Annotated in this window: 22 protein-coding genes; 15 read left to right on the forward strand and 7 right to left on the reverse strand. The window is 58.6% G+C overall.

Features of this window, described 5'->3' with window-relative positions; genetic code table 11:
* Positions 1-8: 8 nt before the first annotated feature.
* Positions 9-596, forward strand: a complete 588-nt coding sequence (locus tag ACEN2J_RS00840) for a DUF4304 domain-containing protein (protein ID WP_442102473.1) — start codon at positions 9-11, stop codon at positions 594-596.
* 564 nt (positions 597-1160) lie between these two features.
* Positions 1161-3578, forward strand: a complete 2418-nt coding sequence (gene pheT / locus ACEN2J_RS00845) for a phenylalanine--tRNA ligase subunit beta (RefSeq protein ID WP_442102475.1) — start codon at positions 1161-1163, stop codon at positions 3576-3578.
* A 73-nt stretch (positions 3579-3651) separates the two neighbouring features.
* Here the strand turns inward: pheT and ACEN2J_RS00850 are convergent, their stop codons facing one another.
* The 3 genes from ACEN2J_RS00850 to ACEN2J_RS00860 all read right to left on the reverse strand — a co-directional run bounded on the left by ACEN2J_RS00850 (position 3652) and on the right by ACEN2J_RS00860 (position 7432).
* Positions 3652-5130 carry a heme biosynthesis protein HemY gene (locus ACEN2J_RS00850; RefSeq protein ID WP_442102477.1) on the reverse strand — a complete coding sequence of 493 codons (1479 nt, stop codon included), beginning with the start codon at positions 5128-5130 and terminating at the stop codon, positions 3652-3654.
* 9 nt (positions 5131-5139) lie between these two features.
* The gene (locus ACEN2J_RS00855) at positions 5140-6618 is read right to left on the reverse strand and encodes a hypothetical protein (RefSeq protein WP_442102478.1); all 1479 of its coding nucleotides are present in this window, start codon (positions 6616-6618) and stop codon (positions 5140-5142) included.
* Positions 6619-6697: 79 nt separating this feature from the next.
* On the reverse strand, positions 6698-7432 hold the full coding sequence (locus tag ACEN2J_RS00860) for a uroporphyrinogen-III synthase (protein ID WP_442102479.1): 735 nt from the start codon (positions 7430-7432) through the stop codon (positions 6698-6700).
* A gap of 46 nt (positions 7433-7478) precedes the next feature.
* Between ACEN2J_RS00860 and tsaD the strand changes: the two genes are divergently transcribed.
* The 4 genes from tsaD to ACEN2J_RS00880 are packed head-to-tail and all read left to right on the forward strand — an operon-like array spanning position 7479 to position 10187.
* Positions 7479-8558 (forward strand): tRNA (adenosine(37)-N6)-threonylcarbamoyltransferase complex transferase subunit TsaD, encoded by a 1080-nt coding sequence (tsaD, locus tag ACEN2J_RS00865; protein WP_442102481.1) that lies wholly within the window; start codon positions 7479-7481, stop codon positions 8556-8558.
* On the forward strand, positions 8555-9490 hold the full coding sequence (locus tag ACEN2J_RS00870) for an NAD(P)H-dependent glycerol-3-phosphate dehydrogenase (protein WP_442102482.1): 936 nt from the start codon (positions 8555-8557) through the stop codon (positions 9488-9490). The genes tsaD and ACEN2J_RS00870 overlap by 4 nt, the downstream gene beginning before the upstream one ends.
* 5 nt (positions 9491-9495) lie before the next feature.
* On the forward strand, positions 9496-9768 hold the full coding sequence (locus tag ACEN2J_RS00875; protein WP_442102484.1) for a YciI family protein: 273 nt from the start codon (positions 9496-9498) through the stop codon (positions 9766-9768).
* The gene (locus tag ACEN2J_RS00880; RefSeq protein ID WP_442102692.1) at positions 9768-10187 is read left to right on the forward strand and encodes an EVE domain-containing protein; all 420 of its coding nucleotides are present in this window, start codon (positions 9768-9770) and stop codon (positions 10185-10187) included. Before ACEN2J_RS00875 ends, ACEN2J_RS00880 begins: the two co-directional genes overlap by 1 nt.
* 312 nt (positions 10188-10499) lie before the next feature.
* Here ACEN2J_RS00880 and ACEN2J_RS00885 read toward each other — a convergent pair whose 3' ends face one another.
* Complete coding sequence (locus tag ACEN2J_RS00885; protein ID WP_442102486.1) at positions 10500-10841, reverse strand: DUF2853 family protein; 342 nt, start codon at positions 10839-10841, stop codon at positions 10500-10502.
* Between the two features lie 193 nt (positions 10842-11034).
* On the reverse strand, positions 11035-12423 hold the full coding sequence (ahcY, locus tag ACEN2J_RS00890) for an adenosylhomocysteinase (RefSeq protein ID WP_442102488.1): 1389 nt from the start codon (positions 12421-12423) through the stop codon (positions 11035-11037).
* 110 nt (positions 12424-12533) lie between these two features.
* Here ahcY and ACEN2J_RS00895 point away from each other — a divergent pair, with 110 nt between their 5' ends.
* Complete coding sequence (locus tag ACEN2J_RS00895; RefSeq protein ID WP_442102490.1) at positions 12534-13124, forward strand: hypothetical protein; 591 nt, start codon at positions 12534-12536, stop codon at positions 13122-13124.
* A 26-nt stretch (positions 13125-13150) separates the two neighbouring features.
* Here ACEN2J_RS00895 and ACEN2J_RS00900 read toward each other — a convergent pair whose 3' ends face one another.
* Both ACEN2J_RS00900 and ACEN2J_RS00905 read right to left on the reverse strand, forming a co-directional pair.
* Complete coding sequence (locus ACEN2J_RS00900; RefSeq protein WP_442102492.1) at positions 13151-13705, reverse strand: ActR/PrrA/RegA family redox response regulator transcription factor; 555 nt, start codon at positions 13703-13705, stop codon at positions 13151-13153.
* Positions 13706-13757: 52 nt separating this feature from the next.
* Positions 13758-14372 (reverse strand): SCO family protein, encoded by a 615-nt coding sequence (locus ACEN2J_RS00905; RefSeq protein WP_442102494.1) that lies wholly within the window; start codon positions 14370-14372, stop codon positions 13758-13760.
* A 115-nt stretch (positions 14373-14487) separates the two neighbouring features.
* Here ACEN2J_RS00905 and regB point away from each other — a divergent pair, with 115 nt between their 5' ends.
* The 8 genes from regB to trxA all read left to right on the forward strand — a co-directional run bounded on the left by regB (position 14488) and on the right by trxA (position 26490).
* Positions 14488-15876: a sensor histidine kinase RegB gene (gene regB / locus ACEN2J_RS00910; RefSeq protein WP_442102496.1), complete on the forward strand. Its 1389-nt coding sequence runs from the start codon at positions 14488-14490 to the stop codon at positions 15874-15876.
* A 137-nt stretch (positions 15877-16013) separates the two neighbouring features.
* The gene (locus tag ACEN2J_RS00915; protein ID WP_442102498.1) at positions 16014-17606 is read left to right on the forward strand and encodes a PAS-domain containing protein; all 1593 of its coding nucleotides are present in this window, start codon (positions 16014-16016) and stop codon (positions 17604-17606) included.
* 48 nt (positions 17607-17654) lie between these two features.
* Positions 17655-18134 carry a tRNA (adenosine(37)-N6)-threonylcarbamoyltransferase complex ATPase subunit type 1 TsaE gene (tsaE, locus tag ACEN2J_RS00920; RefSeq protein ID WP_442102500.1) on the forward strand — a complete coding sequence of 160 codons (480 nt, stop codon included), beginning with the start codon at positions 17655-17657 and terminating at the stop codon, positions 18132-18134.
* Entirely contained in the window at positions 18127-19137 is a 1011-nt protein-coding gene (locus ACEN2J_RS00925) for an aminoglycoside phosphotransferase family protein (protein WP_442102502.1), read from the forward strand. The genes tsaE and ACEN2J_RS00925 overlap by 8 nt, the downstream gene beginning before the upstream one ends.
* On the forward strand, positions 19113-19820 hold the full coding sequence (locus ACEN2J_RS00930) for a nucleotidyltransferase family protein (RefSeq protein ID WP_442102504.1): 708 nt from the start codon (positions 19113-19115) through the stop codon (positions 19818-19820). The genes ACEN2J_RS00925 and ACEN2J_RS00930 overlap by 25 nt, the downstream gene beginning before the upstream one ends.
* A complete protein-coding gene (gene addB, locus ACEN2J_RS00935) occupies positions 19810-22758 on the forward strand; it encodes a double-strand break repair protein AddB (protein WP_442102505.1) in 2949 nt (982 codons plus the stop codon). Before ACEN2J_RS00930 ends, addB begins: the two co-directional genes overlap by 11 nt.
* A complete protein-coding gene (gene addA / locus ACEN2J_RS00940; protein ID WP_442102507.1) occupies positions 22755-26111 on the forward strand; it encodes a double-strand break repair helicase AddA in 3357 nt (1118 codons plus the stop codon). The genes addB and addA overlap by 4 nt, the downstream gene beginning before the upstream one ends.
* A 58-nt stretch (positions 26112-26169) precedes the next feature.
* Positions 26170-26490, forward strand: a complete 321-nt coding sequence (gene trxA, locus ACEN2J_RS00945) for a thioredoxin (RefSeq protein WP_442102509.1) — start codon at positions 26170-26172, stop codon at positions 26488-26490.
* Positions 26491-26533 lie beyond the last annotated feature (43 nt).

A 26533-nucleotide genomic window follows, 5' to 3' on the forward strand; every position in this document is an offset into this window, starting at 1 on the left:
CGAACACCATGCCCCCCACGTCTTGGTCACTTGTGTCTTGGCTCCGTGCGCTTTTCCCCAAGCGTACCCCTGCTACGCCCAACGCAGGAACCGCCCCGCCCGGCACACCAGACGCGGGTGCCGAGACTGTCGACAATGACGTCCGCATGCATATCGCAGCCCATGATCCCGCCTTCCCCGCCAAGCGCGAAGCCGCCGTGGACGCCATTGTTGCGGCGATTGATACTGTGGCGCAGGCGCACGGCTTTACCAAAAAGGCCAAATCCTGGGCCAAAACCGGTGATCTGGGCACAGTTTCCATTCACCTGCAACGCAGCCGCTATGGGTTTGACTGCCATATCAACCTTGGCTTTCAACCTCTAACAGACGACCCGCTTGGCCCATGGGCCGAGGATAGTTTCGTCCCGCTTGAAGCGTTTTTTCCGGAGGGTGAGGATACTATGGTAAGGCCAGCAACGCTTACCTATCTGGATGTGCATGAAGACGGTACAAATCTTGCAGACACAATGCACATTCTGTCCGAGCGGGCCTTGCCGTGGCTTTTGGCGCATTTAACGGACCCGAACGCCCATAACCGGCCGAAACAGACCCTTTAGCCCAGTTTGCGCTAAATCCAGCTTATGGCCAAAAACCCCACCGCAGCGAGATCAACTGGCTTGCCACCCCAAAAGGTGAACAGCAATAAAACGGTTAGTGCCAGTAATAAACACAGCAATCCAACAGGTTGCCGCTTTCGGTCTTTGGGAATTTCAAGCCATTTGTCCATAATAAGGCTTTTACATGGCATTCGTCAAAAATACCGCAACTTATTGCCTTAAAATTGCCTCAAAGCGGCAACACGCCGTTTCCCCAGTGGAAACAACCGCATCTGAACGATAGCCCAAACGCGCCCCATGATGATTGGCCCATGGAAACCGAGGCTTACCCGCTGTCCGAAGATATGGCCGCTTTTTGGTGTGACGACCCGAAGCATCATAGGTCGCGCGCCCAAACAATGCGCTTTGCTGCTTCGATCCGGTCTTTCCAATTCGACGACTTAATCGTACGACCCTTTCCCAACAGCCCTGCATCATGTAGGTGGAATTTGAATAGAATTCGGGCGAAACAGGGCCACTCCTGTTTCACGCCCACCCTCTCGCGCGATAATGAAGGAGCCTGCCATGAAATTCACCCTGTCCTGGCTCAAGGATCACCTTGAAACCACAGCCTCGCTGGATGACATCCTGTTTGCCCTTACCGATTTGGGGCATGAGGTGGAGGGCGTTGAAAACCCCGCCGACACGCTGGGCGCGTTCCGCATTTGCCGCGTGATCGAGGCCGTTCAGCACCCGAACGCCGACCGCTTGCGCCTGTGCCGCGTTGAAACCTATCCGAACGGCCCCGGCACGCCCTCCGAAGAAGTCCAGGTTGTCTGTGGCGCGCCGAATGCACGTACCGGCCTTATCGGCGTGTTTGCCCCCGTTGGCACCCATGTTCCGGGCACTGGCGTCGACCTGAAACCCGGCAATATTCGCGGCGTGGACAGCAACGGGATGCTGTGTTCCGAACGCGAACTGATGCTGTCGGACGACCATGACGGCATCATTGACCTGCCCCAAGATGCGCCTTTGGGCCAGCGTTTCATTGACTACCGTGGCCTGAACGACCCGATGATTTATGTGAAAATCACCCCTAACCGCCCCGATGGTCTTGGCGTGCGCGGGTTGGCGCGTGATTTGGCCGCGCGTGGCCTTGGCAAGCTGAAAACCCTTGATATTGCCGAGATTAAGGGCGACTTCCCTTGCCCGATCACAGTGAAAATCGCTGACGATTTGAAAACCAAAGCCGCCCCGCATTTCACGGGCCGTCTGATTCGCGGCGTTAAAAACGGTCCTTCGCCGAAATGGATGCAGGCCCGTCTGCGTGCCATTGGCCTGCGCCCGATTTCTGCACTGGTGGATATCACCAACTATTTCACCATGGGCCTTAACCGCCCACTGCATGTGTTTGACGCAGCCAAAGTTGTTGGCACGCTGAACATTCGCGCGGCGCAGGACGGCGAGTCGTTGCTGGCGTTGGACGGCAAAACCTATGCCTTGCGGGCGGGCCAAATGGTCATCGCAGATGATAACGGTCCGGAATCGCTGGCTGGCATTATGGGTGGCGAGGCCTCGGGCGTGACCGAGGAGACGACCGATGTGTTCCTTGAATCCGCCTATTGGGACCCGATCACCATTGCCGCCACCGGCCGTGCGCTGAAAATCAATTCCGATGCCCGTTACCGGTTTGAACGCGGCGTAGACCCTGCCTTCACCTTGCCCGGCCTGCATGCCGCCACTCAGATGATCCTTGATCTTTGCGGGGGTGAGGCATCAAACGTTGTCACCGATGGCGCGGCGATTGACACCACACGCCAGTATAAGTTTGACGCGGGCCGTGTGGGTTCGCTCGTCGGTATGGATATCCCCGAATCGCAGCAACGCCAAACGCTGACGGCTTTGGGCTTCACCCTCAGCGGGAATATAGTCACCCCACCCTCGTGGCGCCCTGATGTGCAGGGCGAGGCTGATCTGGTCGAAGAGATCGCCCGCATTGCATCGCTGTCCAAGCTGAAGGGCATACCATTGCCGCGCAGCCAGCCAGGTATTCCTGCGCCTATCCTGACGGCGTCACAGCTGCGCGAACGCAGCGCGCGGCGCACGCTGGCGGCACTGGGCTATAATGAATGCGTCACGTACAGCTTTATTGACCAAACCTCGGCTACCCTATTTGGGGGCGGCACAGATGCGGTGCGCGTTGATAACCCGATTTCATCGGAAATGTCGCACTTGCGCCCCGATCTGCTGCCCGGCCTGCTCCGCGCTGCGGCCCGCAATCAGGCGCGCGGTTTTATGGATCTGTCGCTGGCCGAGGTTGGCCCAGCATTTTCGGGCGGCGAGCCGGGCGAACAGCATACCCAAGCGGCGGGTATTATTGTCGGCCATGTCGCCCCGCGTGACCCATACGGCTCGCGCCGTCCAGCCGATATCTATGATGCCAAGGCCGATGCCGAGGCAGTTCTGGCCGCCCTTGGTGCCCCTGCCCGCGCGCAGATCAATCGCAAGGTCCCTGCATGGTTCCATCCGGGCCGTGCGGGCACCATCGCTTTGGGGCCGAATACGCTGGCCACTTATGGCGAGATTCACCCCAAGATCGTGGCCGAGATGGACCTGAAAGGCCCCGTCATGGGCTTTACCGTTTACCCCGCCAACGTGCCGCAGCCCAAGACTAAAACCACCCTGCGCGCAGCTTTGCCGATCAGCAACCTGCAAGCGGTTGAACGCGATTTCGCCTTTGTGGTGGATGCAGGGGTAGAGGCGCTGACAGCCGTTAACGCAGCAACGGGCGCTGATAAAGTGCTAATCGAATCGGTGCGCCTGTTTGACCAGTTCACTGGCGAAAAAGCTGCGGCACAGATGGGTGAAGGCAAAAAGTCGATCGCGCTGACCGTGCGTTTGCAGCCGACAACGGCAACACTAACCGACAAAGAGATTGAAGCCGTGTGCGCCAAGATCGTTGAGAAGGTGAGCAAGGCAACTGGCGGTACTTTGCGCGGGTAACACAACAGCCTAAGGATCGCTTATTAAGTTTAAACGGGGTGGCAATCAATGCCACCCCGTTCGCATATCAGGCCTATTTTTCGGCCTTATCTATGTCAACCGCCTCATCCGTCACGATTTCGGCGTCTTCCGGGCCGTCTTTTGCCCCGTCTGCCACGTCGAGAACCGGCTGCTCTGGCTTGCCAATAATCAGTGGCAGCAGCTCGGTGCCCGTGGCGCTTGGCCCTGTGACATCGGCAGGCTCACGCCATGACAGGGTATCAAAACCGGCACAGTTATCGCAGACAGGCACCCAAGCCGAATGGATCGCTTGGCATTTGTCACAGCACCATTGCGGGCCGCGCGGGGCCGTTAGCGCACGGGCCAGCCAGCCGCGAATAACCGCATCATCTGCGCCTTCGCCACGCTCAACGGCCGCCATAATCGCCAAAGTCCGCGCGTTGGGGTGGCTGGTTGCCAAGTCACCCAAGGCGCGGCGGGCCGCAGGGAAATCCTCGGCCGTCAGGCTAAGTTCGGCCAAGAGCAGACGGGTTTCCATGTTTTCGGGGTTCTGCTTGGTCAACACGCTGAACCGTTTCAGCCGCGCGGTGCTGCTCTCATCCGGTGCGATTTCGGCAAAAGCTGCGGCCAAATCGGGATGCGGCAACACTGACCACGCCTTTTTCAGCACCTTGGTCGCGTTGCGGGCATCGCCCTTGGCGATATAGCTGCGGGCGGCCATTGCGGCGGCGGGGATCAGATCGGGCGACAGACGGTTCGCCTCAATCGCGGCCTCGCGCTGCTCGATGCTGGCATTTTCATCCAGCACACCGCTTGCCTCTTGCAAGGCCAAAACCGCATCACGGCGGCGGAACACATCGCGCGGCAAAGCGCCCGCTTTCAGCTTGGCGCCCAGCGTGACGCGCGCGCCCTTCCAATCGCCTTGGCCGGTTTGCAGGTTCAGCAGAGTCTCCTGCGTTTCCTGATGCTTGGGTTTCAGCGCAAATGCCTTTTCGGCCAGCTTTAGCGCCGTTGCGGTATCGCCCTCGGCAATCTTTTGGCGCATCAACCCGCGCACCCCGACAAAGCGGGTTTTATTGTCATCCAGCAGCATCTTATACGCCTCAGACGCGCGCTTGGTATCGCCTGTCATTTCAGACGCTTGGGCGATTAGCAGGGTCGTCAGCTCTGGCTTGTCCAACAGCTTATCAGCCTTGGCCGCACGCGCTAGCGCGACGCGCCCTTCGCCCGAGGCCAGCGCCATAAGGCCGTCCGACAGCGCCTGATAGCCTTTGCGTTCGCGGTTGCGGTCGAAATAGCGCGAAATGGCGGTTTCATCGCCATTCAAAAAGCGCAGAACCGCGACCAACAAGCCAACCAGCTTTAGCAAAATCCACAAGGCGGCCAGCAAAACCAACAGCGCAATTGCGGCCTGCAACGGCCCAAGCGTGAATTCCATGCCAAGTAAGGCGATCTGAATACCGCCGCCGGTATCCATCAGCACACCCGCGCCATAGGCGAGGCCAGCAACCGCGCCGACAAACAGCAAAACTTTGATGAGCGACCAAATCATATCAATACGTTACCTTTCGCTCAACGCTGTCGCCAATTCGACAGTCGCTGCTTGTGCGTCAAAACGCAGTTTAGCCTGTGCTACCCAAGCGGCAAGCGCGGCTTGCGCAGCCTCGGGCAGAGTGGCAATTTCTGTCAGGGCGGTTTGAATGTCGCCCTTCGCCACAGCCGCATTCGCGCGGGATAAGATGGCGTCGGCGTCACTGCCTTCTTGTGGGGTCAGCGACCGCGCACCGGTTTGGGCCTTTAGGAAAGACCCGACACGATCCGTCCAAGTGCTGCCCATATTGTTGCGCAGGCTCGTTTCCAATGCAGCACGGGCGGGTTCGTCAAAGCTGGCCATAAGGGCTGCAACGGTCGGCACGCCATTTTCGGCATTCTCCGAAAGGGCCGCAGGAATGGCCAGACCGGCGTTTGTCAACTCGGTCAACGGTTCAGCAAATGGCGCGCCGTTTTGCATCGCGGCCTCAACATTGGTGAGCGCGGCTTTCAGCAACACCGATTGCGCCTTGGCAGCGGCATCGGCGCGCACGGCTTCGGCCTCGGCCACCAGCTTTTCGGCTGCGGCTTTTTGGTCGGCAAGGCCACTGCGAAGCGTGTCAATTTCGGTGGTCAAGTTGGAAAGTATCGCAGGATCAACAGCCCCACCCGCCGCCGGGCGTGTTTCCAGCGCGGCCAGACGGTCCTGTAAGTCGGTCAGATCGGCACTTGGCGCGGCCTCTGTCGGGGCGGAGGCGGCAGCTTGGGCAGCCTCTAGCGCAGATGAGGCGGTTGCGCGAACAGCGCTCAGCTCCTCCAGAACGGCCTGATTGCCATCCTTGGGCAAGGCTTGCAATTCAGCGCGCAGGGCTTTGATGTCTTCTGCCTGCTGGGCCAATTGGGTTTGCAATGGCGAGACGCCGGGCATCACTTGGGCAAGGCCAAAGCCAAGCCCTGCGGCGATAACCCCACCCAAGACCAGCGGCACAAAGCCGGGACCGGATTTCACGACCGGAGGCGCAGTCGCAGCGGCTTCATGCCGAGGCATTTCAGTTTGGGGTTCATATTTCTGAGGCTCAGGCTTTTCTTCAAGCTCTGCGGCTTCAGGCTCGGCCTTCGGCTCTTCTAAAACGGCGGCCTCATTTGGGCCATGTTCAGCCGCATCGATCGAAAAGGGGCTTGGTTGGGCGTCTGGTGCCTGTTCAGTAGCGGCGTCTTCGATTTCGGCCTTTACGGTTTCGGCCTCTGCCGCCTGAGCCTGTTCGATTGGGGTTTCATCAGCTTGGATTTCTGACTGCACCACCACTTCAGATTCCGCAGGCTTTTCAGATTCCGTGAGCGCTTCAGATTTCATAAGCGCATCTGCGACCAAGCTCTCTGGGGCTTCCACAGGCTCTTGACCCGCTTCCACCTCGGCGCCATCGACTTGTGTCACATCAGCTGGCGGGGTCTCTGCAGTATCCCGGACAGTCTTGACCGCACGTTTGCGCGGGATCTTTGGGGTTGCCATCAATGCGCCTCCATTTCAACGCCCCGGATTTTCGGGGATTTCCTTAATCTAGACCGACTGGGCCACAGGCTCAAGCCATCTACGCCGCGGCATAAAATTTCGCGATTGCATCAATCAGCGACGCGGCCGTTGGTTTGTCTGCATAGCACAGCTTTGCGTTTTTTACCTCGGACAAAGAGTCGCCCACAGCTTTGCTTAGAACAGCGTAGGTCGGCTGTGACGAAAGCGACAGTGCCAACACTTGGCTACCGAATACTGCGGCGCTGCGCGGTGAGAACAAGGGAACCATAGCGGCCTGTTCCCCCCGCAGCACAGCAATTGCATCTTTGGTTAAATCTTGGGCGATCTGGTCATATAATACACAACTTTGCGTGGGGATACCGGCATCGGTTAGGGATTGCGCAATATCGCCGCGCGTGTGCCTGCCGCAAATATGCAACAACGGGCCGCGCTGACCGTGCTGCCGGATAAGCGCGACAAGGCTGGCGGCATCTGCATCGGCCGAAACAGACTCTAACCCCGCATTTCGGGCCGCATTTGCAGTACGCGCGCCCACGCAATAGGCCAACTTTGGCAGGCTTGCGGGACGGGCCGAATTGGCCAAAAACGCAGCCACCCCAGTTTCAGATGTAAAGATAAGCGCCGCAAACGAGCCCTGCGGAAACGGTGCACCCAGAAAGGCGGGGGCAAGCAGCGGGCTGATCGTAATTGCGATGTCCTGCCCAAAGCGCTGATGCAGTTGCGCGGCAAAGCGGTGGCTCTGCGCGGCGGGGCGAGTTAGCAGAAAGGCGGGCAGGCGGGATTGTGTGGCCATGGTGCAGGTGTTACCTGCTATAAAACGCTCTGGCAACGGGCAGGATATGTACAACACGATTACCCTTCTTGGCATTGAAAGCAGCTGTGATGACACGGCTGCCGCGATTGTGCGTGACGGCCCCGATGGGCGGCACATCCTTGCGTCGATTGTCGAAGGCCAAACCAGCCTGCATGCGGCTTTTGGCGGTGTGGTGCCGGAAATCGCCGCACGCGCCCATGCCGAACGCGTCGATGGTTGCGTCGCGCAGGCGATGGCAGCGGCCGGTTTGGGGTTTGGGGATCTGGATGGCATTGCCGTGACCGCAGGGCCGGGCCTAATCGGTGGTGTTTTGGCGGGCGTGATGTGTGGCAAGGGGCTATCGGCTGCCACGGGCCTGCCGCTGATCGGGGTGAACCATTTGGCGGGCCATGCGCTGACACCGCGGCTAACCGATGGCTTGGCGTTTCCGTACCTAATGCTGCTGGTTTCGGGCGGGCATTGCCAATACTTGCGCGTTGACGGGCCGGACAGCTTTACCCGCCTTGGCGGGTCAATCGACGATGCCCCCGGTGAGGCATTTGATAAGGTCGCCAAGGTGCTGGGCCTGCCACAACCCGGTGGCCCGATGGTTGAGGCCGAGGCGCGTGCGGGCAACCCCAAACGCTTTGCCCTGCCCCGCCCTCTGCTGGATAGGCCGGGCTGCGATATGTCGTTTTCCGGCCTAAAAACCGCCTTGCTGCGCGCGCGGGATGCTGTGATCGCCGAAAAGGGTGGGATGACCCGCGCCGACCGCGCCGATCTGTGCGCCGGTTTTCAGGCGGCAGTGGTGGATGTGATGGCCGAAAAGACCCGCCGCGCGCTGGATATCTCGCAAGTATCGGCGCTGGCAGTGGCAGGCGGCGTTGCCGCAAACCAAGCCATTCGGGCGGCATTAGAGACTGTTTGTGCGAATGCAGGTGTACGTTTTCTGGCCCCGCCCTTAGCGCTGTGTACCGATAACGCGGCGATGATCGCTTGGGCGGGGATAGAGCGGTTTCGGTTGGGCGAGCGCGACGACCTAACGCTTTCGGCCCGCCCGCGCTGGCCATTGGACCAAACCAGCCCGGCACTGCTTGGCTATGGTAAAAAGGGGGCCAAGGCATGATTGGCATCATCGGCGCGGGTGCGTTTGGCGGCGCTTTGGCGATAACTTTAGGTGCCAAACAACCCGTTACCCTGTGGGGGCGCGGGCAATCGGGGCGCGATATTGCGCGGCTTCCGGGGGCGGAATTGCCAGCGTTAGTGACGATTGCCGATGATTTGGAACAAGTCGCACAGGCGAAAACCGTGTTGCTTGCGCTGCCGGCCCAAGCGATGGGGCGCTTTCTGGCCGATCATGCCACGCTATTTCAAAACCACAATCTGGTGGCCTGCTGCAAAGGCGTTGATCTGACAACCGGCCTTGGCCCAACCGGCGTTATTGCTGCACATTGCCCCAATGCCGTGGCGGCGATTTTGACAGGGCCCAGCTTTGCCAGCGATATCGCCAAGGGCCTGCCGACCGCGCTTACGCTCGCCTGCGCCAATGATGCGGCGGGTGAGGCATTGCAGCACCAGCTTTCAACCGATGTGCTGCGCCTGTACCGGACCACCGATGTGACTGGGGCCGAGTTTGGTGGCGCACTGAAAAACGTGATTGCGATTGCGGCGGGGGTGGTCATCGGCGCAGGGCTGGGTGAAAGCGCGCGGGCCGCCCTGATGACGCGCGGCTTTGTTGAAATGAAACGGCTGGCGCTGCATCTTGGCGCACGGTCCGAAACACTTAGTGGGCTGTCGGGTTTCGGCGACTTGGTGCTGACTTGCACGTCACAACAATCGCGCAATTTTCGGTTTGGCACGGCGCTGGGGGCCGGTGCCGCATTTGACGCAAGCGTGACCGTCGAAGGGGTTGCGACCGCGCAAGCCGTGGCTAAACTGGCCCGCACCCACAGTATAGATATGCCGGTGACCCAGATGGTCGCGGCCCTAACCCAAAACAAAATCACGCTTGAGGATGCGATCCACGCCCTCATGTCTCGCCCTTTGAAACAGGAGTAACCCCGATGCGCGTAGCCCTTTTTTGCCATGACAAACCCGGTGCCTTGCAGGTCCGCAAGGACAATCGCACCGCCCATTTGGACTATATCGAGGCCACAGGCGTGGTTGAAATGGCGGGTCCATTGCTGTCACCCGAAGGCGAAATGAACGGATCATTGGTGGTTTTGGTCGTCGAAACTTTGGCACAGGCCCAAGAGTGGGCAGCAGCCGACCCCTATGCAAGGGCAGGGCTGTTCGCGTCTGTGACGATCACGGAATGGAAAAAGGTCATCGGCTGATGGCCTATTGGCTGTTCAAATCCGAACCCGATACGTGGAGCTGGGACGATCAGGTGGCCAAGGGTGCTGCGGGCGAAGAATGGGGCGGCGTGCGCAACTATCAGGCCCGCAACAACATGCGGGCGATGCAACTGGGCGACCTTGGGTTTTTCTACCATTCCAACATCGGCAAAGAAATTGTGGGAATTGTTGAGGTGTGCCGGACAAGCGCTCCTGACAGCACCACCGACGATCCGCGTTGGGATTGCGTGATGATAAAAGCGGTAAAGCCGCTAGTGCGCCCCGTGACATTGGAAGATTGCAAGGCTCAGCCGGGGCTGGAAACCATGGCCTTGGTCAAAAGCATGCGGCTGTCGGTGCAGCCTGTTACGCCCGAGGAATGGGCGATCGTGCTGCGCATGGGCGGCCTGACGCAATAGGCGCCCGCACACATGAACTCTGCGTATAAGTTGGAGGGCCCCGACCCCATCAGGACCCTCCTCCCACACCACGCGCTCCCTTAGCACCACACGTGTTCTGTTTGAAAAGGTCCCGAGCATACTGCTCTATCTCTTTGGTTTAGCTGAAAGTTAGATTCGCCGCAAAGGCCAAACATTTGGCAATTTAGGCAAAATCATTTTGGTTTTTAATAGATTGGCAATGCAAAACACCCGCGCCATATTCTGGGCGGGTGTTGAATGTGATGCAAAACGCGGCGTGACCAATGCTGTCAAAACCGCGAAAGGCCCAATTCAGGCGTAGACAGATTCTTTGCCGAAATGCTTGGCCAGCATATAGTAAACCACGGCGCGGTGCTTTCTGGGCTCGGATTTGCCATAGGTGTTGATGACGGCGTTAATGGCTTCCATCAAGGCTGGGCTATCGGCAAGTCCAAGCTTTTTCATCAAGAAGTTTTTCTTAACCGTTTCCAGCTCGGACGGGTCGGTGCCAGCAACGGTCGCGCTGTCAGCGTTATAGATTGCAGGGCCGCAGCCAATGGTTACTTTGGTCAACAACGCCATATCTGGTTCGATTTTGCACTTGTTGCGCAGATCATCGGCGTATTTCGCAATCAACTCGTCTCTCTTGCTCATTTCGTGTCGCTCCTTGTTGGGTATGTCGTCGCACAAGCCCCGTATCGGGCCTTCGTTTGAGACATTAGGACCAAAGGCAGGTCCAAACAAAGGGAAAAGTTGGGCGATTTTCACCCCTGCCGTAGGGACAGCCATACAAAAGGCCCGACAAATTATGCCGGGCCTTGGTACCTAAAACGCGTAAATTGCGGTATTAGTAGCGGTAATGCTCGGGCTTGAAGGGGCCTTCGACAGGGACGCCGATGTAATCCGCCTGATCCTTGCGCAGCTCGGTCAGCTTTACACCAATGCGGCCCAAATGCAGACGTGCCACTTTCTCATCCAGATGCTTTGGCAGAATGTAGACGCCGGGCGCATATTCGTCGCCTTTGGTCCACAGTTCAATCTGCGCCAAAACCTGGTTGGTGAACGAGGCCGACATCACGAACGAAGGGTGGCCCGTGGCGTTGCCAAGGTTCAACAAACGGCCTTGCGACAACAGGATAAGACGGCTGCCGGAGGGCATCTCGATCATATCCACTTGGTCTTTGATGTTGGTCCACTTGTGGTTGCGCAGGCCGGCAACTTGGATTTCATTGTCAAAGTGGCCGATGTTGCCAACGATCGCCATGTCCTTCATTTCGCGCATGTGCTCGATACGGATCACGTCTTTGTTGCCGGTCGTGGTGACAAAGATATCGGCAGTTGCGACGACATCTTCCAGCAACACCACTTCAAACCCGTCCATCGCGGCTTGCAGCGCGCAGATCGGGTCTACTTCGGTCACTTTCACACGGGCGCCAGCGCCTTGCAGGGATGCAGCCGAGCCTTTGCCAACATCGCCGTAGCCGCAAACAACAGCCACTTTGCCAGCCATCATCGTATCGGTCGCGCGGCGGATGCCATCAACCAGCGATTCTTTGCAGCCGTATTTGTTATCAAACTTCGACTTGGTAACAGAGTCGTTTACGTTGATCGCAGGGAAAGGCAGCTGGCCCTTTTTGTGCAGATCGTAAAGGCGGTGAACGCCTGTCGTGGTTTCCTCGGAAACACCTTTGATCGCCGCGCGTGTTTTGGCAAACCAACCGGGGGTTTCCGCCATACGCTTTTGGATTTGCAGCTTGATCACTTCTTCTTCTTCAGACTGCGGCACGGCCAGCACGTCTTCGCCAGCTTCCATGCGGGCGCCCAGCAGAACGTACAGCGTTGCATCGCCGCCATCGTCCAAAATCATGTTCGCGCCTTCGGGGAACATGAACGAGCGGTCAAGGTAATCCCAATGCTCGGTCAGGGTTTGCCCCTTGATCGCGAAAACCGGCGTGCCACCCGCGGCAATCGCAGCGGCGGCATGGTCTTGAGTCGAAAAGATGTTGCACGACGCCCAGCGCACATCGGCACCCAGCTCGACCAGCGTTTCAATCAAAACGGCGGTCTGAATGGTCATGTGCAACGACCCAACAATCCGCGCGCCCTTCAAAGGCTTGGCCGCGCCAAATTCCGTGCGCAGCGCCATCAGGCCCGGCATTTCGGTTTCGGCGATGTTCAATTCCTTGCGGCCATATTCAGCCTGTGCAATGTCCTTAACGATGTAATCTTGCGACATACCCCGTGCTCCTTGGCAAAAGTTTAATTGTGGGTCAGGTAGCACTGAAGTGGGGTCAGGGCAATGTCAGGCAGGGGTATCGGCAAGATAATGCGGCGGAGAAACTTTGAATGAAGCAACCACGCGCATGGCAACGTATGCTGTCGGGGCGGCGTCTGGACCTGTTGGACCCGACGCCGATGGATATAGAGATCGAGGATATCGCGCATGGGCTGGCCTTTGTGGCGCGCTGGAATGGGCAAACCGTTGGCGACTGGCCCTATTCTGTCGCCGAACACTCGCTGTTGGTCGAACAGATTTTCCGCAAATCCAACCCGGGTGAGGCTGTGCGCTGGCAATTGGCGGCGCTGTTACATGATGCGCCCGAGTATGTGATTGGTGATATGATCAGCCCTGTAAAGGCCGCCGTTGGGCCGGGCTATGGAGCGCTGGATGACCGGTTGACCGCCGCGATCCACATTCGGTTTGGCCTGCCCGCCGTTCTGCCCGCGGCCATCAAAAAGGCGATCAAGGCCGCAGATACCGTTTCGGCATGGCTAGAGGCCGTGCATATCGCAGGCTTTTCCACGTCCGAGGCCGATAAGATTTTTGGCAAACAAACCGCCCAGCTTATCAAAGGGTTGTCGATAGAACTGCGCCCGCCCGTCCAAGTGCGCGCCGCATTTGTGGCGCGGCACGCCGACCTGATGTCACAGCTATAACCCCCTTGGGGCGCTAACAGATAAGGTTAGCGTGGGCTGCGTTTGGCAAGAATACGCTGCAAAGTACGGCGGTGCATGTTCAACCGACGTGCGGTCTCAGACACATTGCGATCACACATTTCATAAACGCGTTGAATATGTTCCCAGCGCACCCTATCGGCCGACATCGGGTTTTCGGGCGGCTCTGGCAAGGTTTCTCCGCGCGACAGCAGGGCGTTTGTCACCTCATTCGCATCGGCGGGTTTGGACAGATAGTCAATCGCGCCAATCTTAACGGCAGCAACGGCTGTCGCAATCGCGCCGTAGCCAGTTAACACGACGATCCGGCAATCAGGGCGTTTTTCGCGCAACACCTCAACCACGTCAAGGCCGTTCCCGTCCTCAAGCCGCAGGTCAACAACGGCAAACGCAGGTGGCCGCGATTGTGCAATCGCTTTGCCCATTGCCACGGTTTCAGCGGTTTCCACCGAAAACCCGCGCTTTTCCATCGCCCGCGCCAGACGTTTCAGAAACGGCTCGTCATCATCGACCAAAAGAAGCGTCGCATCGGCACCGATTTCTAGTTTTAGATCTTCGGACATTTAAGCACCTTCGTTTGTTCCATTCCGTCGGCCAGTCTTAGCGCCCCCGCGCTCAGCTTTTCTCAATAAAGCACGCGACCGTTGCGGCCATCTCATCAGGTGTGGTTTCACGTTTAAAGAAATCCATAAATCCAAGGCCTGGCATCATAAGATAGGTAAAGGTCGAGTGATCGACCAGATAAAACTCATCCCCCGAGTCTTGTTTTTTGTAATAGGTTTTATAGGCAAGAGAGGCGGCTTTAACCTGCTCTTCGCTGCCGGTAAGCCCGATCATTTTGGGGTGCATGATAGAGGCAAATTCGCCCATCTTTTCGGGCGTATCGCGCGCGGGATCGATGGAAATAAAGATCGGAGTCACGTCCAGACCCATTTCTTCCAAAATATCCACGGCCTCGGCATTGCGGGCGTTATCCAGCGGGCAGACATCGGGGCAGAATGTGTAGCCGAAATAAACCAGCGACGGCTTAGTGATCACATCTGTATCCGTCACCGTTTCGCCCTTGGAATTCATCAGCGTAAACGGCCCGCCGATCGACCCGCCCCCAACCTGACCACCACGGCACTCGGCATATTTATCGCCCGACTGGTTGCTATAGACCCAATAGGCGGACCCTCCCAAAAGCGCAGCCATAGCGGCCACAGCAATACCGGCGTAAATTTTGGTCATTCCCTCATCCTCACTCGCGACACATCCTTAGGCGCCTGTGAAGGGTTTACGTTGAAACCCCGGCAAGCGCCTCTTATCAGTGGAGATAGTCTTTTTGTGCTGGCGGGGCAATGGAATGATAGAATCTGGGACGGGATCCTATTTCGGTTCAGGCGCCGAGAACAGATTGCGGCTGCGCACTTTGATCGTTTTGCGCTGGATGGCCATCGCAGGCCAGCTTGCCGCAATCACTGTGGCCTACTTTTACCTTGGCCTCGGCTTGCCGCTTGGGCTGTGCTGCCTCGTCGTGGGCGCATCGGTTATTGCCAATCTCGTGTCTTCGGTCGTGTACCCGATGAACCGGCGGCTGACCGATATAGAGGCAATGCTGGTCTTGCTGTTCGATTTGGCCCAGCTGTCATTTCTGCTCTATTTGACGGGCGGGCTAACCAACCCTTTTGCGCTGCTCATCATTGCACCGGTCATCATTTCGGCCTTTGCGTTGCAATCCAGAACAACGATCATTCTGGGCCTGATGGCGATATGGCTAATTAGCCTCGCCGCCTTTTTTAACATCCCCCTAAGCTATGCCGATGGCACCACCCTAACCGTGCCGAGTCTGCTAGAGTTTGGCTTTTGGCTCTCGATCGTCATCGGTATTTTATTTCTCGGGCTGTATTCGCACCGTGTTTCATCTGAAATTCAATCCATGTCAGATGCGCTTTTGGCCACACAAATGGCGCTTGCGCGGGAGCAAAAGCTAACCGATCTGGGCGGTGTTGTAGCTGCCGCCGCACATGAATTGGGCACACCTTTGGCTACGATTAAACTTGTCAGTACCGAGCTGATCGAAGAGCTGTCCGACCACCCCGAGCTGCGCGATGATGCGCAATTGATTAAGGATCAAGCCGACCGTTGCCGCGATATTTTGCGCTCTATGGGGGCTGCGGGTAAGAATGACCTGCACCTGATGCGTGCGCCGCTTGGGGCGGTGCTAAAAGATGCCGCAGAGCCCCATGCCAATCGCGGCAAGAAGATCATTTTTGACCTGCGCCCTTCGGCAGGCGCGCCACGGTCGCAACCCACGATCCAACGCAAACCCGAGGTGATCCATGGCATTCGAAACCTGATCCAAAACGCCGTAGATTTCGCGGAAACCACTGTTTGGATTGATGCCGAGTGGACCAATCAGGCGCTGACCATTCGGGTGGTTGACGATGGCCGCGGCTATTCCAGCGACATCCTTGGCCGTATCGGCGACCCTTTTGTCCGGCAACGTAGCCCTGCGCAAAAGCAAGAGGCCCGACCGGGCTATGAGGGCATGGGCCTTGGCCTTTTCATCGCCAAAACTCTGTTGGAACGGTCGGGGGCCGAGGTATCCTTTGCAAACGGCCACGACTCGGCAAAATCACCAGCCGACCGCCCAGCGCGGTGCGGCGCGATCGTCGAGTTGATTTGGGCATTGCCCGACATTGCGGCGCAAGAGCAAGGGACGCTGGGCGAGAACACACCGATCGTTGGTTAGGGATTTGGGCTGCAATGTGGCTGATGCGTTCCCACTATAATTGAGAAACGTTTGACAATTCCCAAGAGCATTAACGCGGCGTTAATACTCTTGGTCTCAACCTCAGGCTGTAGTGAACGCAACGTTGAGGGCCAGTCGTGACATTCGATCATTCGCATGCGATTACCTTTTTGGTGACCGGTATTTTTTCGGCATTTCTGGGTCTTTTGCTGTTGTCGCTTTTGCAGAAAAAGGCGCAGCCTGGGCCAGATAGCGTTTTCCTCGAAGCCTATGGCGATGCTGAATATCTGTTCGATAACAAGGTGTTGATTGATGCGACACCGGTTGCGCGAAACCTGCTGCCAAAGGTTTGCCAAGACAAAACATTAGCTTGGCAAGGATTGGTAAGCTACCTTGAGCAAAAGTTTCCCGGTGTCTCGACGCAGCTAGAATCACTTGCAACGCAGGGCAGCCTGACGATGGGCAGCGCCGAGGATGGCAGTGGTTCGCCCTTGTTATTGCGGGCCGAACTCCGTGGCGGGCTTACCAGAATAAGCGTGATCGAGACCGAGCTTTCCGGCGCCAAGGCAGCCCTTGATCCGCTAACGCGCCGCGCCATACGCGATGAATTGGAACAGTTGCGGCAAATCTCGGCCAAAGCGCCCCTGCCGATTTGGCGAGAATCCGAAGCAGGAGATGTCATTTGGGCCAACGCATGCTATCTGGACCTTGCAACCGAAGGCTTAGGCCCTGACGAAGACCTGACATGGCCCCTGCCCAAGCTTTTCCAGCGGCAGCTTGGCCAAGATCCCATGCTAGGGACGCGTAAAAAGTACATTTCCCAGACAAATGCCACCCCATGTTGGTTTGACCTGTATGAGTTTAAGCATCTTGAGGAACGGCAATTTTATGCGCTACCGGCCGATAAAACCGTAAAAGCCGAAGAGGGCCTGCACTCCTTTATGCAAACGCTCACCAAAACATTTGCACACCTGCCAACTGGCCTTGCGATTTTTGACCATGACCGAAGGCTGGCATTGTTCAACCCCGCCTTGCTTGATCTGACAGGCCTGTCTCCAGATCTTTTGACAAAACGGCCCACACTGCCAACATTTTTTGATGCTTTGCGTGAGGCGTCGATGATCCCCGAGCCGCGCAACTACAAAAGCTGGCGCAACCAAATCACCGATATAGAAGAGGCCGCCGCCTCGGGCCTCTATGAAGAAACATGGAGCCTTTCCAGCGGGCAAACCTATCACGTCACCGGCAGGCCACACCCGAATCGCGCGCTTGCCTTGTCTTTCGAAGATATCTCCGATGAAATGACGCAAACACGGCGCTATCGGGCCGATCTTGAACTGGGGCAAGCGGTGATTGATGCCGTCGATGCGGCCATTGCCGTGTTTTCAGCCTCGGGTGTTTTGGTGATGTCCAACGCCGCCTATTCCGAACTTTGGGACCATGATCCAGCCGGATCATTGGGGGCCGAAGGCAATTTTTGCGCGGTCTGCAACCATTGGCGCGCCGTTTCCGCCCCAACCACAATCTGGGATCGCGCCGAAGATTTCGCGGCCGAAATGGGCCCGCGTGACGCTTGGCAAGATCATGCAAGGCTGGCTGACGGGCGGCGCTTGGACTGCAAGTTTTCCCCCTTGGCGGGTGGCGCCACGATGGCAACGTTCCGACGGGAAGAGGTTGAGACGGATGGCGCCGGTTTTACATTCTCAACCCATCGCAAAAAGGCTGGCTAGGCCTGCTTCTCGCTTGCACCGGACGGTGTAGCGCGTAAAACTAAGACCATGACAATCAACACTGTATTTACCTGTCACCTACCTGATGATGCTGCGACAACAGCTTTGGGGCATGTGCTGGCAACACTGTTGCAAGCGGGTGATACTGTATTGCTGAGGGGCGGCATCGGGGCCGGAAAAACGCATCTTTCCCGCGCCTTCATCCAAGCCAAACTTGGCCGCGCCGAGGATGTACCCTCGCCGACATTCACACTTGTTCAAACCTATGACGCCGAAGATTGTGAAATTTGGCACGCCGATCTTTACCGTCTGTCACACCCGGATGAGGTGTTGGAGCTGGGGCTTGAAGCGGCGCTTGAACACGGGATTTGCCTGATAGAATGGCCCGACAGGCTGGGTGAATTTGCGCCAGAAACCGCGCTGAACATAGCACTTTGTGCAAAAGCCGAAGGCCGCGAGGCGCAGGTTTCAGGCGGTCGCGCGGGCCTTTTGCAGGCGATTCAAAAGGCATACCCACCGCATGAATGACCGAAACCGCAATGCCAGCACTTTTCTGGCCAATGCTGGCTGGGGCCCTGCAAGCCGCGTTTTTTTGGCCGGCGACGCATCCGACCGGCGTTATGAACGGCTGCATTTAGCCAGTAAAACCGCCGTATTGATGGACGCCCCACCGGGTAAAGGCGACGACCCCCGTGATTTCATTGCTATAGCCGCACATCTCAACGCGCTTGGGCTGTCGGCGCCGCGCATTCTGGCCAAAAATCTGCAGCATGGATTTCTGCTGATCGAAGATCTCGGTGATGATCTGTTTGCCCGATTGGTTGAAAAGGACCCCTCGCAAGAGGCAGAGCTCTACGCCGCCGCAACCGATGTTTTGCTGCACCTTCAATCCAACCCCGCCCCACAGGGCCTTGCCAACCTGCGCGCAGAAGACTGGGCCGAGGCTGCCAGCTTCGGGCTAACGTGGTATCGGTTTGCCATTGCGGGCGACGCGGGGGACACCGCAAAGTTTTCCGAAACGTTAACACAGGCGCTGCAGACCCATGCGGACGGCCCCCGCGTGTTGATTTTGCGTGACTACCATGCCGAAAACCTGCTGTGGCTGCCCGAACGAGCTGGCATTGCGCGGGTTGGTTTGCTTGATTTTCAGCTGGGGCAAATGGGCCAACCCGCCTATGATCTGGTGTCGCTGTTGCAAGACGCACGGCGCGACGTTTCCCCGCAAACCGAGGCCGCTATGATCGCGCGCTTTCAGGCGGCCAGCAACACGCAGAACTTTGACGCCGCCTATGCGACGATCGGCGCACAGCGGGCATTGCGCATTCTGGGCATCTTTGCGCGGCTGTGCTTGGTGGCGGGCAAGGCGCAGTATGTGCCCCTCATCCCGCGGGTTTGGCGGCAACTACAGCGAAATCTGGCACATCCGGCTCTTGCTGACTTGGCCGAAATCTGTGCTCTCTGGCTGCCAGAACCCTCGGCCGGTGCCCTTGAAAGGATACGTGCGCAATGCGGAACAAACCAGACGCGGTGATGCTGTTTGCGGCGGGTTTTGGGACGCGCATGGGGGAACTGACCGCAAACCAGCCCAAGCCGCTTATTAAAGTGGCAGGCAAGGCTTTGCTGGATCATGCTCTGGATCAGGTTTCTGGCGCTGGCCTGACCAAAGCCGTGGTAAACCTGCACTACAAAGGCGATCAAATTGCCACACACCTGCAGGGCAACCCCAATATCGCCCAGTCGTGGGAACGCAAACAGATTTTGGAAACCGGCGGCGGGCTACGCGCGGCCTTGCCTATCCTTGGCGCAGGGCCGGTTTTTACGTTGAACACCGACGCGGTTTGGACAGGGGCAAACCCGCTGATGACGTTGCGCAACCAATGGGATTCCAGCAGGATGGACGCGCTTTTGCTTTTGGCGCCGCCGTCCCAGATCAAGGGATTTCGCGGCACGGGTGATTTCATTCTGGCACCAGATGGCCGGATTTCCCGCGCGAATGGTGCGCCAGGCCTCGCCTATCTGGGGGCACAGATTCTGCTTCCCAAAGGCATTGAGACCATCGCGGATCAATCCTTTTCGCTCAACATCCTCTGGGATCAAATGATCGCAAATGGCCGCGCTTATGGCGTGTTGCATACGGGCGGTTGGTGCGATGTTGGCCGCCCCCAAGGCATTGAAGAGGCAGAAGACATGCTGGAGGCCGCCAATGCTGTCTAGCCCCGGCCCACATATTTTTGCCCTGCCACCGGGTGCCGATTTTCCCGCGCAACTGGTCGCGGGACTAAAGCAACGCATGCAAGGCCAGCCGCCCGAGGCGATGGCGCGTGTCATATTGTACGTGAACACCACCCGCATGCAGCGCCGGATCAAAGACCTGTTCATCGCCCAAGGTGTCAGCTTTTTGCCGCGCCTGCGCCTTGTTACCGATCTTGAAACCGCCTTTCCGGCTGCGGGTATTCCGCCCGCTGTCTCGCCCTTGCGGCAGCGTTTGGTTTTGGCGCAGTTGATCGAGGGGCTATTACAGCAACAACCCGATCTTGCGCCACGTTCGGCGCTCTATGACCTTGCCGATAGCCTTGCGACCTTGCTGGATGAAATGCAGGGCGAGGGCGTGTCGTCCGATAAAATTGCCACACTCGATGTGGCAAACCACTCGGCACATTGGGCGCGGACGCGGGAATTCATGGCGATTGTTGCGCAACTGCTGGCACAAATGGACCAGCCCGACAGCCAAACCCGACAGCGCAAATTGGTAGAGGCGATTGCGGAACTGTGGAAAATTGCGCCGCCGCGTGATCCTGTTATCATTGCAGGCTCGACGGGCTCGCGCGGCACAACGGCGCTGTTTATGCAGGCCGTGGCAAAACTGCCGCAAGGTGTGATCATTTTGCCGGGTTTTGATTTTGATCTGCCCGCTGCCGTTTGGGATGGCTTGGGCGATGCCCTGACGGCCGAGGATCACCCGCAATACCGCTTTCACAAGCTGATGCAGATGTTCGGCCTTGGCCCTAGCGATATTCAACCGTGGCACGCCGACCCCGCCCCCAGCTCCGCGCGCAACCAGCTGATTTCATTATCCTTACGCCCCGCCCCTGTCACCGACCAATGGCTGACCGAGGGCCAGCACCTGCCCGACCTTACCCAAGCTTGCGCCGATGTGACGTTGATCGAGGCCCCGACCCCGCGCGCCGAGGCGATGGCGATTGCGCTGATCCTACGCAAAGCCGCCGAGGATGGCGTGACCGCCGCGCTAATCTCGCCCGATCGGGGGCTGACGCGGCAGGTTACGTCTGCGCTTGATCGCTGGGGCATTTTACCCGATGACAGCGCAGGCCGCCCCTTGGCCTTGTCTGCGCCGGGGCGGTTTTTGCGGCATGTGCTGGACCTGTTTGAAAACCGGCTGACGTCGGAAACCCTGCTGATTTTGCTAAAGCACCCGCTGACCGCCAGCGCCAAAACAGGCGCGGGCGACATCACGCGCGGCGACCATTTGCTGTTTACCCGCAATCTGGAACTAAAACTGCGCCGCCACGGCCCCGCCTTTCCCACAGGCGCGGATTTGGTCGCTTGGGCAGGTGCCGAAAAAGACCCCAAGGTGTTGCCTTGGGCGCAGTGGCTTGCGGCAACCCTGACCGGCCCCACCACCGGCGCGATGCCATTGGCCGATCACCTGTCAAGGCACCGCAAACTGGCCGAGGCTTTGGCGCTTGGCCCTGCGCCCTCTGCGCAGACCAGCCAACTTTGGGAAAAAGAGGCCGGCAAAAGCGCGCTCGCCACGATGACCGAGCTGGAGTCTGAGGCCGCGTTTGGCGGCACCATGACCCCCGCCGATTATCGGCATTTGTTTGAGGCCATTCTGAACAAGGGCGAGGTGCGCGAGTCTGTCCAATCGCACCCGCGCATCATGATCTGGGGCACGATTGAAGCCCGCGTTCAGGGGGCGGAACTGGTGATCCTTGGCGGGCTGAATGATGGCATTTGGCCGCAATCGCCGCCGCCCGACCCCTGGATGAACCGCGCCATGCGGCTTGAGGCCGGCTTGCTGCTGCCCGAACGCCGGATCGGCCTTTCGGCGCATGATTATCAGCAAGCGGTGGCCGCGCCGCGTGTTGTGATCAGCCGGGCCGTGCGCAATGCCGATGCCGAAACCGTCGCCTCGCGCTGGGTGAACCGCTTGACGAACCTGCTGAACGGGCTACCCGACCAAGGCGGCAAAGCCGCCCTTGCGCAGATGACCGCGCGGGGCAAGGACTGGCTTGCGCTTGCCTCGGCGGCAGAACGCGCCCCGCAGGTTGCCAATGCCCACCGCCCTGCCCCGCGCCCGCCCGTATCCGCACGGCCAGCCAAACTGGCAGTCACAGGCATAAAAACCCTGCTGCGCGACCCTTACGCCATTTATGCCCGCCACATTCTGCGGCTGTTCAAGCTGAACCCTTTGCGGCCATCACCCGATGCGATGCTGCGTGGCTCGGTTCTGCATATGGTGTTGGAAACATTCACCCGCACCCGCCCCCCAAATGAGTCGCGCGATGCCGCCCGCGCTCGCCTAATCGCGGTGGCCGAAACCGTGTTGGCCGAGGAAGTACCCTGGCCCGCCGCCCGCGCGCTTTGGCTGTCGCGGATGCACCGCGCCGCCGATTTCTTTTTGTCGGTTGAGGCGTCGTTGGGTGGCACCCCTGTGGTGATCGAAGAGCAAGGCGCGATTGAGCTGACCGGCCTGCCCTTTACCCTAACCGCCAAGCCTGACCGGATTGATGCCCTGCCCGATGGCCGCGTGCATATTTTCGACTACAAAACCGGAAGCCCGCCGAACGCAAACCAGCAAAAGTATTTTGACAAACAACTGCTGCTAGAGGCGGCGATGGTTACCCGTGGCGCGTTCAAACCGCTTGATGGCCCGCGCGAGGTGGAGGGCATCACCTACATCGGCCTTGGCGCCAGCCCCAAAGATGAAACCAGCAGACCAGATGACGCAGCCCTTGGCCAAGTGTGGGAGGAGTTGCACCACCTGATCGGCGAGTACATGTCGCCCGAGCGCGGCTATGTTTCACGCCGCGCCATGCATGGCGAACGCTTTCCGGGCGATTACGACCACCTCGCCCGCTTTGGCGAATGGGAAATGACCGATGATGCACAGCCCGAGGATATAGTATGATCCGCAACGCAGCTTCCGCGCGGCAGGTGCAATCAGCCAACCCGCGCGCATCGACATGGTTATCGGCCAACGCGGGGTCTGGAAAAACGCGGGTGCTGACCGACCGAGTGGCGCGGATGCTGCTGTCGGGCGTCGATCCGGGGCGGATTTTGTGCCTAACTTACACCAAAGCCGCCGCATCCGAGATGCAGAACCGTCTGTTTGCCCGCCTTGGTGAATGGGCGATGAAAGAAGACACGGCGCTGCGGCAGGCCTTGGCCGATCTGGGCGTGGATGATGCCATTGATGCCGCACGACTGGCCCGCGCCCGCCAGCTCTTTGCCCGCGCGATTGAAACACCGGGCGGTTTGCGGATTCAAACCATCCACTCATTTTGCGCGTCCCTTTTGCGGCGCTTTCCGCTAGAGGCAAAGGTGTCGCCGCAGTTCACCGAGATGGACGACCGCGCCGCCAGCCTGCTGCGCGATGAAATCATTGACGAACTTGCCGATAATGGCGCGCCCGAGGTCATCGCCGCATTGGCCGGTGCCTATACAGGCGAGGATTTTGGGTCTTTGGCCGGTGAGGTTGCAAACCGCCGCAATGATTTTACGCGCTTTTTGTCAGATGCAGACTGCCGCGCGCTGTTTGATGTGCCGGACAACCAAACCGAAACCGCCATATTAGAGCAGGTTTTCTTGGGGGGTGAGGCTGAGTGGCTGGCTGAGGCCGCAGAGATTATCGCCACCGGATCGACCAATGATGTAAAGGCTGCGGATAAGCTGCGCGCGCTAAACCTTGATGCGCCCGATCTGCGATTGCTATCGGGGCTTGAGGGGGTTTTGCTAACGGGCGCGGGTGCAAAACTGCCATTTTCTGCCAAGTTAGGGACGTTTCCAACCAAAGGCACCCAGCCCAAACTCGGGCCTTTGCTTGACCGGCTAGAGGATTTGATGCGCAGGGTAGAGGCTGCGCGCGGCGCCCGTATCGCCCTGAACGCTGCCAAACGCACCGCCGTTTTGCACCGCTTTGCCGCCGCGTTCCTACCCGAATACAAGGCCCGCAAAGAGGCGCGGGGGTGGCTCGATTTCGACGACCTGATCACCTATGCCAAGGCCCTACTGACCGACCCTTTGGTCGCGCAGTGGGTGTTGTTTCGGCTTGATGGCGGCATTGACCACATTTTGGTGGATGAGGCCCAAGACACCAGCCCCGACCAATGGCGCGTGATTGAACTGCTGGCGGATGAGTTCACATCGGGCCGTGGCGCGCGCGAAGAACCCCGCACGATTTTCGTTGTGGGCGACAAAAAGCAGTCGATCTATTCGTTCCAAGGCGCGGATGTTGAGGCGTTTGACCAAAAGCGCGACCTGTTTAAAGGCAAGCTGGAGCAGGTCGAAACCCCGCTACAAGAGCTGTTGTTGGAACATTCTTTCCGTTCGTCCAACACGATTTTGCGGCTGGTTGACCTGACCTTTGACGAGCGCCGCGAAAAGGGTTTGGGCGGCGAGGTCAAGCACATCGCGTTTTTCCCCGATATGCCGGGGCGGGTTGATCTGTGGCCGGTGATTGAAAAGTCGCCCAACCCCGAGCCTGATAATTGGTACGACCCTGTCGATCTGATTTCCGAGGAACATCACGCTGCCAAGCTGGGCCAAAAGGTTGCCGAAACCATCCGGCACACCATCGCCAAGGGCACGCAAATCCCGATCAAAGGCGGCAAAGAAACCCGCGCCGTGCATGCCGGTGATTTCCTGATCCTTGTGCGCCGCCGGTCCGAGATTTTTTCCAGCATCATTCAGGCGTGCAAGGCACTGGGCTTGCCAATTGCAGGGGCGGATCGTTTGAAACTGGGGGCGGAACTGGCAGTACGCGACCTTGCCGCTTTGCTGTCGTTTCTGGCCACGCCCGAGGATGATTTGGCACTTGCCGCCTGCCTGCGCAGCCCGCTGTTTGGCTGGACCGAACAACAACTTTACAGCCTTGCCCAACCGCGCAAAGGCTATCTTTGGCGGGCACTGGAAACCGACCCACAGCACGGAAAAACAGTCTCAATCCTGCAAGATTTGCGCGATCAGGCCGATTTTATGCGCCCCTATGACCTGATCGAGCGGATGCTGACCCGCCATGATGGTCGCCGCAAATTGCTGGCCCGTTTAGGGGCCGAGGCCGAGGATGGGATTGACGAATTGCTGTCGCAAGCGCTTGCCTATGAGCGCAATGACGTGCCCAGCCTGACCGGCTTTTTGGGTTGGTTAGAGACGGATGACGTTGAGGTTAAACGTCAGATGGACAGCGCCGGCGAACGTATTCGCGTGATGACGGTGCATGGGTCCAAAGGTCTTGAGGCACCGATTGTTATCTTGCCCGATACCGCGCAATACACCGCCCGCGAACGCAATGAACTGTTTGTACTGCCTGAAGGCCCCGTGTGGAAAGTGCCAAAGGCCGAAAGCCCCGAGGCGATAGCCAGCGCCCGCACAGAACGCAAAATGCGCGAAGAGGCCGAGGCGATGCGCCTGCTCTATGTTGCGATGACGCGGGCGCAAAGCTGGCTGATTGTGGGTGCTGCGGGCGCTATTGGGGCCGATAAAAGCGGTGATGAGGATGCCTCAAACGTGGTTTGGTACCGCTTGATCCAAGAGGCGATGGTTGCGGCTGGCGCCACCAACGCCACAGGCGGCGGGTTACGTTTGGCCGAGGGCGAATGGCCCGAAGATATTGGCCCAACGGCTAGACCAGTGGTGGAAACTCTGGCACTTCCGGCTTGGGTGCAGGCCCATGCCGCAGTGGAAAACCGCCCAGATCAGCCGCTGAACCCGTCAAACCTTGGCGGGGCCAAGGCTCTGCCCGGCGATTTCACAACGGATGATGACAACCGCGCAGCAAAGGATCGCGGCACCCGCCTGCATGTATTGCTGGAACAATTGCCCAATCATCCGCCCACCGATTGGCCCATGCTGGCTGGCCCGCTGCTAGCGGGTGCCCCTGACGCCGCCGAATTGCTGGCCGAGGCGCAAACGGTGTTAACGAACCCTGCTTTTGCCGACCTGTTCGGCCCCCAAGCGATTGCCGAGGCCCCGATCACCGCCGCGCTGCTGGGTAAACCGATGGTAGGCACGCTTGACCGACTGTTGGTGACGCCCGATCGAGTGCTTGCGGTCGATTTCAAATCCAATCTGCTGGTGCCGGAGACGTTGGCGACGGTGCCGGACGGGTTGTTGCGCCAAATGGCAGCTTATCACACGGCGCTAAGCCAGATTTACCCTGACAAGCAGGTTGATGTCGCCCTACTCTGGACCCGCACCGCACAGCTTATGCCAATCCATCCCGATATCGTGAGGTCGGCACTTAGTCGGACCGCACTCCCTTGACGTCCCGCGGACGCACCCTTACTTTCCTATCAAACACATTCCATTCAGGAGATATGTAATGGCCACGATCCCAGTCACCGACGCTACCTTTGACGCCGAAGTCCGCAAATCCGACATCCCCGTTGTGGTGGATTTTTGGGCCGAATGGTGTGGCCCTTGCCGCCAGATCGGCCCAGCATTGGAAGAGCTTTCGGCAGAATATGAAGGCAAGGTAAAGATCGTCAAAATCAACGTTGATGAAAACCCGAACAGCCCGGCCGAGCTGGGTGTGCGCGGTATTCCGGCACTGTTCCTGTTCAAAAACGGTGAAGTTGTGTCGAACAAAGTTGGCGCTGCGCCAAAGGCCGCACTGGCAACTTGGATCGCTTCGGCAGTCTAATCTGACCGACAGCTTGATTTGGGGCGGCTTTTCAGCCGCCCTT

The sequence above is a fragment of the Pseudorhodobacter sp. W20_MBD10_FR17 genome, from assembly GCF_052119765.1.
GTDB lineage: Bacteria > Pseudomonadota > Alphaproteobacteria > Rhodobacterales > Rhodobacteraceae > Pseudorhodobacter.